10 protein-coding genes are annotated in these 12,968 nt (G+C 60.5%); 8 read left to right on the top strand and 2 right to left on the bottom strand.

Annotated elements, in window-relative coordinates; all coding sequences use genetic code 11:
* The first annotated feature begins 101 nt into the window (after positions 1-101).
* Entirely contained in the window at positions 102-1,676 is a 1,575-nt protein-coding gene (locus Pan44_RS19225) for a sulfatase (RefSeq protein WP_145032404.1), read from the top strand.
* Between the two features lies 1 nt (position 1,677).
* On the opposite strand, the gene Pan44_RS19220 is transcribed toward Pan44_RS19225, so the two are convergent.
* Positions 1,678-2,970, bottom strand: a complete 1,293-nt coding sequence (locus Pan44_RS19220; RefSeq protein WP_231754102.1) for an AraC family transcriptional regulator — start codon at positions 2,968-2,970, stop codon at positions 1,678-1,680.
* A gap of 46 nt (positions 2,971-3,016) precedes the next feature.
* On the opposite strand from Pan44_RS19220, the gene Pan44_RS19215 reads away from it, so the two are divergent.
* From Pan44_RS19215 to Pan44_RS28370, 5 genes are all read left to right on the top strand, one after another.
* Positions 3,017-4,096, top strand: a complete 1,080-nt coding sequence (locus tag Pan44_RS19215) for a DUF1559 domain-containing protein (protein ID WP_145032398.1) — start codon at positions 3,017-3,019, stop codon at positions 4,094-4,096.
* A gap of 105 nt (positions 4,097-4,201) precedes the next feature.
* Positions 4,202-4,684 carry a hypothetical protein gene (locus Pan44_RS19210; RefSeq protein ID WP_145032395.1) on the top strand — a complete coding sequence of 161 codons (483 nt, stop codon included), beginning with the start codon at positions 4,202-4,204 and terminating at the stop codon, positions 4,682-4,684.
* 131 nt (positions 4,685-4,815) lie between these two features.
* Positions 4,816-6,153 (top strand): sulfatase family protein, encoded by a 1,338-nt coding sequence (locus Pan44_RS19205; RefSeq protein WP_145032392.1) that lies wholly within the window; start codon positions 4,816-4,818, stop codon positions 6,151-6,153.
* A 46-nt stretch (positions 6,154-6,199) separates the two neighbouring features.
* Positions 6,200-7,636: a DUF6298 domain-containing protein gene (locus tag Pan44_RS19200; RefSeq protein ID WP_145032389.1), complete on the top strand. Its 1,437-nt coding sequence runs from the start codon at positions 6,200-6,202 to the stop codon at positions 7,634-7,636.
* 828 nt (positions 7,637-8,464) lie between these two features.
* The gene (locus Pan44_RS28370; RefSeq protein WP_145035106.1) at positions 8,465-8,677 is read left to right on the top strand and encodes an ArdC-like ssDNA-binding domain-containing protein; all 213 of its coding nucleotides are present in this window, start codon (positions 8,465-8,467) and stop codon (positions 8,675-8,677) included.
* A gap of 969 nt (positions 8,678-9,646) precedes the next feature.
* On the opposite strand, the gene Pan44_RS19190 is transcribed toward Pan44_RS28370, so the two are convergent.
* On the bottom strand, positions 9,647-10,594 hold the full coding sequence (locus Pan44_RS19190; protein ID WP_197453477.1) for a LysR family transcriptional regulator: 948 nt from the start codon (positions 10,592-10,594) through the stop codon (positions 9,647-9,649).
* Between the two features lie 218 nt (positions 10,595-10,812).
* On the opposite strand from Pan44_RS19190, the gene otnK reads away from it, so the two are divergent.
* Positions 10,813-12,081, top strand: coding sequence for a 3-oxo-tetronate kinase (gene otnK, locus Pan44_RS19185; protein WP_145032382.1), 1,269 nt, complete (start codon positions 10,813-10,815; stop codon positions 12,079-12,081).
* On the top strand, positions 12,078-12,743 hold the full coding sequence (gene otnC / locus Pan44_RS19180) for a 3-oxo-tetronate 4-phosphate decarboxylase (protein ID WP_145032380.1): 666 nt from the start codon (positions 12,078-12,080) through the stop codon (positions 12,741-12,743). The genes otnK and otnC overlap by 4 nt, the downstream gene beginning before the upstream one ends.
* The last annotated feature ends 225 nt before the right edge of the window (positions 12,744-12,968 follow it).

Below are 12,968 nucleotides of genomic sequence, written 5' to 3'. Positions count from 1 at the left end.
CAACCATACTGCACGTTCGATGAAGGCCGTGGCATTGTCCTCAACATCCGTTGAGCCCCGGCCGTTGCCGTGCAGAACGTTTCATTCCCCGAGGAAACGACATGCGTTCTGGAAGGTCTTTGAGCGGTCTCTCCATCATCCTGGTGAGCGCCATTGCACTGTTGTGTGACGAAGTCGAAGCAGCAGAGTCCGCGCGTCCGTCGCGACCGAACATCATTCTGTTCCTGGTCGATGACATGGGATGGTCGGACTGCGGTGCTTATGGCTCGACCTATTACGAAACGCCGAATATCGATGCCTTTGCCAAGAAGGCAATGCGATTTACTGATGCCTACGCCCAGCCGCTCTGTTCACCGACCAGGGGCTGCATTCTGACAGGCAAACATGCGGCACGGCACGGAATCACCTCGGCGACGGGGCATATTTCTCCGCAGGGCGCAGGCTTTGAGATCCTTCCCGCCGCCGCTCCTCCCAATCAGCGGATGCGAACGCCGGCCAGCAAGAATTATCTCGATCCCGAGGAATATACGCTGGCGGAGGCCCTACGGGACGCGGGTTATCGAACGGCACACGTCGGCAAGTGGCATCTGGGGCTGATACGGCCGCACTGGCCGGAACGCCAGGGATTCGAGGTGGCGTTTCACTGTCATCCTGATCCCGGACCGCCGGGGTTCTACTTCTCTCCCTATGGGGTCCACCCCAGCGGAGCCCCGAGCCAGGGTCGACGCGTCGGGACAATCACCGACGGGCCGAAGGGGGAATACATCGTCGACCGGCTGGCCGATGAGGCGATCCGGTTCATCGAAACCGATTCGGAGAAGCCGTTTTTCCTGAATCTCTGGAGCTACGGCGTCCATGGTCCCTGGGGCCACAAGGAAGAGTACACGAAGGGCTTCGCTTCGAAGGTGGACCCATCGGGGCGTCAGCAGAACCCAATCATGGCGTCGATGCTGCGGAGTGTCGATGAATGCTTCGGAAAGGTCCTCACCGCCGTGGAGCGAAGGGGTCTCTCCGGGAACACGATCATCGTGTTCAATTCCGACAATGGCGGGAACGTCGTCAGCAACACTCCGGCGGATCAGGGGTTTCAACAGCGCAAGGCGACGGTGCCGCCGTTGGCCACCTGGGAGCAATGGGCCGGCAAGAACCCACCGACCAACAACGCTCCGCTCCGTGAAGGCAAAGCATCACTCTATGAGGGGGGCACCCGTGTTCCTCTCATGTGGTCATGGCCAGGAAAGATCACGTCGGGTACGACCAACGCATCCGTCGTGGGTCACATTGACTTATATCCGACACTGCTGGCTCTCGCGGGCCTCGACAAACCGACGAGTCAGGCCATGGACGGGATCAGTTATGCTAATGTCCTGCAGGGTGGCGGAACGCTCGACCGAGTCGCCTTCTTCAACTACTTCCCGCATTTTGGCGGGCCCGGCAATGCCGGGGGAGCCTGGGTTCGCAGGGGCAATCGCAAGCTGATTCGCTGGTTCGGCGCCGCTCCGGAAGAACGGTTCGAGCTCTACGATCTCTCAGGTGACATCGGCGAATCAAAGAACCTGGCCGCGTCGGAACCCGAAGAAGTGCGTGATCTCGACGCACAACTCGAACAGTTCCTAGAGGACACGGGAGCCGTGCTTCCCCAGCCGAATCCGGCCTACAGGCCGACTCCGAAATGAGTCAGGTTTGCGGGCTGATGCCATTCGCATTCCTGCGGAACGCGCTGGGAGTCACGCCCAGCGATTGCCGGAAAGCCAATTCAATGTGTCTCAAATCGGTATAGCCCGTCCGGCGTGAGACGGCCGTGATCGGAAGATCGCTTTCGACCAGGAGCTGCTTGGCGCGGTCGAGGCGACTGCGACGAAGCACCGCTCCCAATGTGATGCCAACGGCGTCCCAGACTTTTCGCTCCAGGCTGCGGCGACTGATCGACACCGCGCGAAGCACGTCGGGGACCTGGATCGGCCGATGGAGATTGTCACGGATGAAGTTCAGCGCCGCCAACACGTCCGCATCCTCAATCGCGAGGAAGTCGGTTGATCGGCGAGTGGCGATCCCGATTGGCGGCAACAGAATGTCATGCTCGAGCGTTGTGCGCCGTTCCCGGATCAGTCTCTCCACCTGATTCACGGCTTCAACGCCGACGGCTTCGGCGGGAACGATCACCGACGACAACGAGGGGTCGGAGACCGAGCAATAGAGTTCGTCATTATCGACCCCGAGGATTGAGACGTCCTCCGGGACGCGGAGTTTAAGTTGTCGACAGGCTTCAATGACTTCCAGTGCCCAGAAGTCCCAGGGAGCCAGAAGACCGATCGGATATTCAAGTGATCGGAGCCAGTCGCAGAGGCGAAGGAACGTATCGCTTAGGGAAGTCCGCGGCCCGAGGTCCTGACGTCCTCGAGCGTCAAAGACCTGCAGGTCGCCGCCGATCGACTGCACTGCGGCTCGAAATGCCTTCTCACGCTCCTGCGAGAAGAGCAGGTCGTTCTGACCAAAAAATCCGAATCTTCGAATTCCACGTGAGGAAAAGTGTTCCGCTGCCATTTGCCCGATGAATCGATCATCGAGGTTGAGGCGCGGCATCGGCAGACCGGGCAAGACCGCGTCGATATTGACCGTGGGAATCCCGGTGCGGATCAGGAACTCGCACCATTCTTGCTGGTCAATGTGAGTGATCACGGCATCGACGTTTGAAAGGATTCGGCGGGTCGAGACCGAGGCCTGTGCCCGGACGAATAGGACACGCCAATCTGCGTGGTCATGGACCCGTCGTGAGATGCCACGAATCACCCCCCGATAGAACGAGTTGACGGTGTGAACCGCGAGCGCAATCACCCGAGTCGTTTTCTTCATGGCTGCCCTTGGCAAAAAAATGCGCAAGATTTGCAGATTTCTGCATAACGCATTGGTCAGCCGATTTCCATGCTGTTGTTGGCCTCTTGGGTCCAACCCAGTGGCGGCTTGGTTCAATGGGTGATTTGTCAGCGTTCTCTCATATTGCTCAAGGATTATTCACATGTCGCACACTTGTTCTGGTTCACCCGGTCATCGGCAGAAGCGACCAGGCTTCACACTGATTGAGCTTCTCGTCGTGATTGCAATTATCGCGATCCTGATCGCACTCTTGTTGCCGGCGGTTCAACAGGCGCGCGAGGCCGCGCGCCGCACCCAGTGCAAGAACAACCTGAAGCAATTCGGGCTGGGGATGCACAACTACCACGACACGTTCAACGTGTTTCCCTATGCGAGCACTTTTTCGGATAACGCGGCCAGTTCGTGCGCGTCGCCCGGACCCGCGGAACAGCACTTGGCCCAGCGACGCACAGGCGGATGGTTCATGCTGGTCCTGCCGTATATCGATCAGGCGCCGCTCTTCAATCAGATCGACGTCAATCTCCCGATGGCGCACGCCGCAAACCGCCCAAACATCGAGAACCGCTTCTTCTCGATCGCCAGTTGCCCGTCGAGTCCTCTCGCCAGCATGGGAGCGCGCGTGGACGGAATCGGCTTCTCGGACACAGGGTCCGCCGCTGCCGCGGGAGGCGTCGTCGTTTCCGTGCAACCCCGCATGTACTCTCCTGCGGGCGGTACCATCGGTCATCCGCAAAGCATCGGAAGAGACTGCCCGGGGGCGGTCACTGACAAGAACTTCTGCCGTAATGCGGACGGTGGGTACCAGCCCAATGGCGTCAGCGGCGGCTGGAGGTGCACGCACCGGGACAACGGCAACTGCCGCGGCATGTTCGCTCGCGGCGTCACGCGTCTCGGCATCAAGGATGCCACTGACGGAACGTCGAACACGATCCTGATGGGTGAAATGAAGCCGCATTACAGCGAGTACGGCTCGATCTGGGCGAACAACACGCCGATTGCGTTGTTCCATCTGCGGATCAACAGCCTCTATCTGCGGCAGGCCGAGGCCAACAAGACGGTCGCCTTCGCGGCCGGCGGCGGACACGCCAGCTATCATGTTGGCGGCGCCCAGTTCCTGATGGCGGACGGCTCCGTCCAGTTCCTCAGTGAGAATATCGACTACCCCACCTACTGCTACCTCGGCGATCGGGCGGACGGAAACGTGATCGGGCAGGCGTTCTGAGGCGTCGCGATCGGTCAACTCCTCGGCGTCGGACGTTCCGACTCGACGACGAAGGCTTCCTTTCGTCATTCCTGACAAGCTCCGGTTCAGTTGATGGGGTTGAACATGCGCTCATATTTGGCCAGTTGTCGACGTCTCGCCGGCCTCCGCTCTCACATCGCAGGGGGCTCGTTGGTTGTCCTCCTGTTTGCCGGCGGCTGCGGCGACGACGGCGACGGAGTCCCGGTTTCAGGGACGGTCATGTTCAATGGCGAACCCCTCTCCGACGGCAACGTCACCTTCGTCAATGACGCCAACGTTCCCGTTGCGATGGGCTTCATCAAGAGCGGCCATTACGCCCTGGAGCAAAGCGTCAGCCATTCGGGCATCCCGCCGGGAAAGTACCGGGTGTATATCGACTCCTGGATCGAAGAGCCGGGGCAGCAACTGCCGGGAGGCGGAATCAGCGAAGGCATTACCCGGCTTCCGGGCAAGTACCGGTCCGTCGACAAATCAGGTTTTACCGCCGAGGTGACGGAGTCGGGAGGAGTCTTCGATTTCTCAATGGAGGGAGAGCCGGACGCGCCTCCTAGGAGAAAACGAAAGTGAGCGTGCGGCCTTCGATCGCGTCATTCCGCAGCCACGACTTGCGAGAGGACCAGGCGGAAAGGGCGTCCACTTCGCAGGGGCGCCTCGTCGCCAGCTCCTTCATCTTCTTTACTGATTCAGCAATCACGACCATGCCGAAACGATTTCATCGAGTGCTCTCCGCCGTCGCCATGGCGGTGATTCTGATCTCGGAGAACCTTCAAGCCGCCCCACCCAACGTCGTTCTCATCATCTCGGATGATCACGGTTGGAAGGACTATGAATTCATGGGGCACTCTCAATTGAAGACGCCCCATCTGGATCGTCTGGCGTCAGAATCACTGGTCTTCACCCGCGGCCATGTTCCGATGAGTCTCTGCCGGCCATCGCTGTCAACGATCATTACAGGACGGTATCCGCACCAACATGGCATCGTCGGCAACGACCCGCCGATTCCGCCGCAGGCTCGCGAGCTTTCCCGTCGGCAGGTGCAGTTCCATCCCGACTACCAGAAAGTGAGAACGGAATACATCGCCCACATTGACGACGAAGCGACGCTGCCTGCCGTGCTGGGATCAAAGCTCGGCTATGTCTCGTTTCAGACCGGCAAATGGTGGGAAGGCCCAGCGACGCGAGGCGGATTCACCGAAGGCATGACGCACGGCGACATGACCCGCGGCGGCCGTCATGGCGATGAGGGCCTTAAGATCGGCCGCGAAGGCATGCAGCCGGCGTTCGAATTCATGGCGAAGGCCGTCCAGGACGAAAAGCCGTTTCTGTTGTGGTACGCACCTCTGCTGCCCCATTCCCCCCACAAGGCGCCGGAACGGCTGATCGACAAGTACAAGTCGTTGACGCCGCACCATGAAGTTGCCCGCTACTGGGCCTCTGTGGAGTGGTTCGATGAAACCGTTGGCGAACTGATGTCGGAGCTGGATCGACTTAAGGTTGCGGACAATACGCTGGTTCTTTACCTGGCCGACAACGGATGGCTCAACAAGCCGGATGCCGACGCTTACGCCCCTCGCTCGAAGCTGTCTCCCTACGAAGGGGGCCTGCGGACGCCCATCATGATCCGCTGGCCGGGCAAGGTGGCCCCGCGCCGCGAAGAGAAGCAACTCGCCAGTTCAATCGACCTGGCGCCCACGGCGCTCCGGGCTTGCGGCCTGGCTGTTCCGGAGACGCTGCCGGGCATCGACCTGCTCGACTCGCAACAAGTCGCGGCACGGTCGGCCGTCTTTGGCGAGATCTTCGAACATGACATTCAGTCGATGGACGCTCCCAGGGACAGCCTCAAGTTCCGATGGGTGATCGAAGGCGACTGGAAGCTCATCAAGCCCTATGAGAAACGGCTTCCGGATGCGACCGTCGAATTGTTCAACCTCGCGGATGATCCGGACGAGTTGAAGAACCTTGCAACGCACGAGCCGTCGAAGGTGGCTGAGCTCACTCGCAAGCTCGACGGGTGGTGGGCACCGGACACGCAATGATGGTTCGACGCGAGAGACCCTTCACGAAACTCCGGCTGCCCGATCGATGAAAGAAGCTCTCCTGCGATCCTGCGTTTCAGCGGTCATCTTTTGCGGGATTACGAATCCCCTCGTGGCCGGCGAGTCCCTGGGGCCATTGCGGGCTTGTCCTGAAAACCCTCGCTATTTTGCAGGTCCCGACGGCCGGGCCATCTTGCTCACCGGTTCGCACACCTGGAACAATCTTCAGGACATCGGCGTCGGCGATCCGCCGCCTGAGTTTCCGTTCGAGGCCTATCTCGATCTCCTCAAACGCTGCGACCACAACTTCATCCGCCTGTGGCGGTTCGAAATGACACGCTGGGATTCCGCGAAGAAGCCTACGCAGACTTGGACCGACCGCAAAGCGCTCTACTCGATCGCTCCCCATCCGTGGAAACGCACCGGGCCGGCCTTAGCTCGCGACGGCCTGCCGAAGTTTGATCTCTCCCGGCTTGATCCGGAGTACTTCGACAGGCTTCGCGAGCGGGTCGCCAGCGCAGAGAAGCGTGGACTCTACGTTTCGGTCATGTTGTTCGAAGGCTTTGGCGTATGGGCCCTCGCGGATGGATGGGAAACTCACCCGTTTCATGCAGACAACAACGTCAACGGTATCAACGGCGACTTGAATGGTGATCAGAAGGGGCAGGAAACGCACCAGTTGCTCGCGCCGGAAGTGCTGCGTCTTCAGGAAGCCTACGTTCGCCGCGTCGTCGACGCTGTCGGGGACTATGACAACGTGCTCTACGAGATCGCGAACGAGAGTCGCGCCGAGTCGTATGAATGGCAGGCGCATCTTGTCCGGTTCATCCAGGAGCTGGAACAGACACGAGGCAAGGCGCATCCCGTCGGGATGACGTTTCTGATGGGACCTCAAGACCAATGGCTGAAGTCTGATGAGAAGCTGCTTACGGGGCCGGCTGACTGGATTTCGCCCAGCCGGAATGCACTCGATGGCTTCTCCTATCGGACGTCGCCTCCTCCCGCCACCGGTGCGAAAGTGATTCTCGCGGACACGGATCATTTCTTTGGTGTGGGAGGTTCGGCCGACTGGGCCTGGAAATCCATGACCCGTGGTCACAATCCGATTTTCATGGACCCGTTTCGGAATGAAGTGCTGGGACGGGCGGCGCCGGAAACCTGGGAGCCGCTTCGAAAGAGTCTCGGCCAACTGCGACAAGGCTCCCTCCGGCTGAATCTGAACAAGGCTGTGCCTCATGGCGAGTTGGCGTCAACGGGTTACTGTCTGGCGTCCCCTTCCAGCGGTGAATACATCGTCTATGTCCCTGCCGGGCGTGATGTCTCAATTGACCTCACCAGGGCACCAAAACGACTCGTGGCCACATGGATTGATCCCATCGAGGGCCTCAAGAATCTGCAACAGCCTGTGGAGGGAGGGAGAACGCTTCCGTTGACAGCCCCTTTTGACGGGCCTGCTGTCCTGCAGATCAATCCTGCGCCATGACATGCTCACAGACAGGTTCAGAAGTACCTCGCGACAGACGCTGACGGCACGCCAGCAAGTTGGACTGCGAAATCCCATGTACGACGAGCCGACCAGGACGAAACGCACACTCTTCAGTCCTGCTCCATAAGCGCCTGTCGATTTCAGAGGGATCCGATCGAACCGAATCGCGAAACAACCTTGATCCCGCAGCGAGCCTCACCAGCCAAATCGTCCAGAATACAACGCCGCTGCTTGCTCGTCGCCTCTGTTCTCGTGCTCGTGTCGATGCTTTCGTGGTGGCACTGGCCGCGAGGGGATGAGAGGTTTGTGGGCATTTGGAAACTGAATTTGGGAGGTGCAAACAGCACCATTTCTTTCCGCGGAAACGGCACCGCAGTGCTATCGTCGACCACATACACGACAATCCCTTTTCGTTGGTCTGCGACGTCCGACAACATTCGCTTCGAGCAGCCAAAGTCCCGCGCGTTCGAACGCGTGATTGAAGTTCTTAGCAGAATCTGGTGCCGAGTGTCGGGCGCCAGACAGTTGTGGTGGGTGGCCCCGACGAACTATCAGGTTGTTCGATATTCACCTGAAGAGGTCGAACTCCGTGAGACGAGCGATGGCGGCGCGACTCTGATTCTGCAGCGGATTTCTGAATGACCGCAACATTAAAACGTCTCGTTGAACACGTCGTACAGTGGGTCAACTGATCATCTCAATGAGCCACCAATAGTCGGCATTCTGGTAACGCGATTAGAGTCTCCACTTCGCAATGGCGAGCTATCGGATCGTCGAGACGGGGAACAGTGGCTGTCCGGGGCTGAGTAGCGGGCCAATTCCCCGATTCCGCCCGCTCTCGCCTCGGGCAGCCTTTCTCAGAGCCTTGTCGTTCAAATCATCTATACCCGCATCACCAACCAGATTGTGGTCACGCGGGAATGGGGCTGCCGCCCGTGGTTCCAGCCCTGGCAGGTGAAACACACCGCCGGGAGCGTCACGCGGCCCTTGCAGCACAATGGCGAGCGTTACCAAGGAGTGAACGTCCTGTCGCTGTAGATGTCGGCCGAGCTGAACGACTACACGTCGCCATTCTGGCTGACGTTCCAGCAGGCGAAGGGGCGATCTTCACCGCGGCGTCGCTCGCAACAAAGGCAGTTGATTACCTGCACAGCCTGAGCCGCAACCGGTCGGAGGCGGCTGAAGCGACTCGCGACTTTTCGCTGGCAGTTCGGAGGGGGCCCCGTGTCGGCTGTATTCGAACGTTATCTGTGAATCGTGGCGTCCTGTCCGGCAGGCCCGTCCCTGCGGGACTGGAACTCGGACTTGGTTGTCTTGCGATTCATTGAACGCAACGATGTCCCTCGGACTGACCTTCCGGTGCTCCCGGATGATGTTCGCCGCCAGTTGCATCGCGGCATCCTGCGCTTCGGCGGGCACGTTCGCCAACTGGCCATGCTCCCTGAGCGAAGGGTGATGCACCGGATAGTCCCTTGCTGCCGCCCGAGCGACCAGTGACACCTCATCCCCGCAGCCAGAGGCTTCGATCAGCTTCGGGACCCGCACCCGATAATATCGTTCAGGTTGGGCGGGATCCGGAACGATAATACGCATCCTAATTCAAACTGACGCAACGAGGGCTTCGCAAGCTGCAGTGTTGCGAGAGGTTGCGTCAGCCATGGCGCGCTACTTTGAATTAGAATGCGTATAATACCCGTGCTCCAACAGCGCCTTTGGTTCCGCAGGACGTCAAACCGGTCTACCTTCATCGATCGCGGCAGCTTTTCATGATCGACGCCCAATGCGTAAGCGTCGCGGTCGCGGGCACAGAACGCCATCCGAAGTGCGTCAATCCGCTTCTCCGTCCACTGAATCGCGGCCTCTTCCAGTTCGCTGGTCTGCGGATCCGGCCGATCCAATCATGGGTGCCGACGTTCACGTTCCGTTTTGGGTGACTTGGTTCTCGGTGCTGCAGTGAGTCCACGCGGGGCTGTCACCACGGAAGCTGAGTCGTCTTGCCTCTGTAACTCACGTGCCGTGGTCTGAGCGGACAATGCTGTTGCGGATCTCGTCAGCCAATGCACGATGAATGGGCGGGAGGCTGGCCCCTTGTCGGCGGGCGAGGACGACTTCCGCGACTCCGAACCAGTGCTGTAACGAGCGGACTCCAAGGCCGCGGGCCTTCACGCCACGGCGTGTGCCCGCGATCACGCCGACTCCGAGCCCTTCCTTCACGGCGGCAAGCGTCAGGCTGCCACTGCTTGTCTCCAGGGCAACTTCATAGGAAGCGCCGGGGCTCAGCGCATGTACGATCGCCTCGAAGCGACGGCGGGAAAAGGCCTCAGGCCGGCCGAGGACAAGGGGGAAAGACAGGACATCCTGAAGCCTCAGTCGCTGCTTCGTCAGGATGGAATGCCCGAGCGGCGTGACAAGAAGAAAGTCCATCTGGTGAACCGACTCGAATTCGACGCCCGGATGATGCAAGGTCCCGGTTGCCGGCTTCAGCATCACCGCCAGGTCCGCATTCCCCTCCGTCAGAAGACGTCCGATATCGCTACTGTCCACCTCTCGTAATCGCAGCCCGATATCGGGAAACCGCTTGCGGAAGTTGCGCATGCCATGCAGGATTTCGTGGATCTGCACGCGGAGGCTGGAAACGACGGTAATCCGCTCGGGCCGCATTCCCGCGGTCTGACGCAGCACTTCTTTCGTGGAATCGAGTTCCGCAAGCAATGGTTTGACCATTTGCTGCAGCAGGAGGCCTTGACTCGTCGGCCGCACACGATTGCCGGCCCGTTCGAACAAGGTGGCGCCATAATGGGATTCGATCGCACGCACCTGCTCCCAGACCGCGGGCACGGTGAGCCTCATCGCCTTCGCGGCCGCAGTGAACCCGCCGAGCCTGCACACTTCGCAGAAGCTCCGCAGTTGCGTCAGGCTCAGGTCCTTGTATCGCAGTCGGCCGGCTCTGGACACAGGCAATTCGGGGTGATGGGAGCAGGGCGACGTCTGCATCGGCACTCAGGTCGGAACGACTTTTCGGTCAGATCAGGTGCTGCGCCGCAGCCCCCTCAGCCTACGGACGCCATGGGCCGTCACGCAAGATCCTGCTTGCGGAAAGACTTAACCATTCCTGGCTGAAGATTCGCGTTTGGCGAATCGAACAAACCCTTCAGGATCGCCATCCTTTCGGCATGACGACCGACAGTCCACACCCTGGCCGGCCTCGCACGCCGTTGCTCGGCTGCATCGCCGATGACTTCACCGGGGCCTCCGACGTCGCCGGAGGGCTCGCTGCCGCCGGCATGCGGGTTGCGATCTGCTTTGAGGTTCCCGACCCGGTCGAGGTCCCCCGAGACTGCGACGCCCTGGTCATCGGGCTCAAAACCCGCTCGATCGCGGCCGATCTCGCCATCGCCCGATCGCTGCAGGCCCTTCGACCCCTGCAACGCGCGGGGATTCGGCGGTTCTACTTCAAATATTGCTCCACGTTCGATTCGACCGACCGGGGAAACATCGGTCCCGTTCTGGATGCGTTGGTTCACGCGCTCGACGCGAGGCAGTCGATCGTTTGCCCAGCCACTCCGGCCGTGGGAAGGACCGTCTACCAGGGCCACCTGTTCGTCCACGGGCGGTTGCTCCATGAATCGGGCATGGAACGGCATCCCCTCAATCCCATGACCGACGCCGACCTGGTCCGGGTGCTGTCGCGTCAGACAGCACGACCAGTCGGTCTGATTTCACATGACGTCGTCGTGCAAGGTCCGGCGGCCATCCAATCCGCACTCCGGGCATTGAGCGAGGCACCCTTCGCCGTGATCGATGCCCTCAACGACGTCCATCTGGCGTTCATTGCGGACGCCTGCGCCGGGATGCCATTGATGAGCGGCGGAGCAGGTGCGGTGAACGCGCTCCCCCGGGCCTACCGCGATCTGGGTCTTCTGGAGACCCAAGTCGCCGTGCCGGACCTTCCAAAGGCCAAAGGGCACGCCGCGATCCTCGCCGGCAGTTGTTCAAACGCGACCGCCCGACAGATTTCGGACTGGAATCGCACCTCTCCGAGCCATGCCCTGAACCTGAGTGCAGCGACCCCCGAACTCGCGAGCGTATTGGCGCTTGAATGGGCCAGGCCTCGCCTGGCGAACGGGCCGATCCTGATTCATTCCGGCGCCGACGGCAGCGGCGTCGATCAGAGTCGTTCCGGAATGATTGAGAAGACGATGGGATTGATTGCGGTCGGACTCATCGACGCGGGCGTGCGGCGACTGATCGTGGCCGGCGGCGAGACATCCGGTTCGGTCGTGCAGGCACTGGGTCCGAAGATGCTGCGAGTCGGTCCCCAGATCGATCCCGGTATCCCCTGGACGGAAACGACGTGCCAGCCCACGCTGGCCCTGGCGCTGAAGTCCGGCAATTTTGGATCGGATGACTTTTTCCGCAAAGCCCTGGAGATGCTGCCGTGAACGAGGTCGAGACACGGGAGAGGATCTGTCTGCATGCCAAGTCGCTGCACGATCGAGGCTATACCTGTGGCAGTTCCGGCAACATCAGCGTGCTCGTCGACCGGGGCGTACTGGTGACTCCCACCAATTCGTGCTTCGGGCGACTTGACCCGGAGCGACTTTCGCTCGTCGATCGAGACGGGAATCATCTCGACGGTGACCGTCCGTCGAAGGAGCTGCCGATGCACCTGGCGGTCTATCGTTCGCGCCCCGGCGACCGGGCGGTCGTGCATCTGCATTCTTCGGCGGCCGTCGCAGTCTCGTGCCTGGCCGGCCTCAACCTGGACGATGCGCTGCCGCCGCTGACGGCCTATTTCGTGATGCGAATCGGCCGGCTGCCGCTCACTGCATTTCATCCCCCTGGCGACGCGCTGCTGGCCGAGTCGGTCGGCGAGGCCGCCAGGCAACATCGGGCGATACTGCTGTCGAATCATGGCCCGGTCGTGAGCGGCGTCGACCTCGATGACGCCGTGTACGCGGCGGAGGAACTCGAAGAGACCGCTCGGATCTATCTCACGCTCCGCGATCGCGATTTCAGTCCCCTGTCGCTGCAAGCCTGCGACGAACTTCGACGACGTTTCGGGCAGCAGTCGTCGTCTTCGCCATTCTCAAAAGACCGTTAGTCCCAGAGTGAACAACTCGACGAGCGGTCCGTTCGATTCGCGCGGTGGGTCGCGAGTCAGCAGACATCTTTGAATGCGAACTTCATCGGACCCGTAGCGACCGGATTCGACTTTCACAGATTTCGAAAGTCAGTTCGCACTTCTTTAATTTATGACTAAGCGTCCAGTTGTTAACAATTGGTCAACGCTTCGAACGTGCCTGTCCCATTCTTTTGTCGGAGGACA

The organism is Caulifigura coniformis, assembly GCF_007745175.1.
Lineage (GTDB): Bacteria > Planctomycetota > Planctomycetia > Planctomycetales > Planctomycetaceae > Caulifigura > Caulifigura coniformis.
Note: the sequence above shows the minus strand (reverse complement) of the source record. Positions and strands in the feature narration are given on the sequence as shown.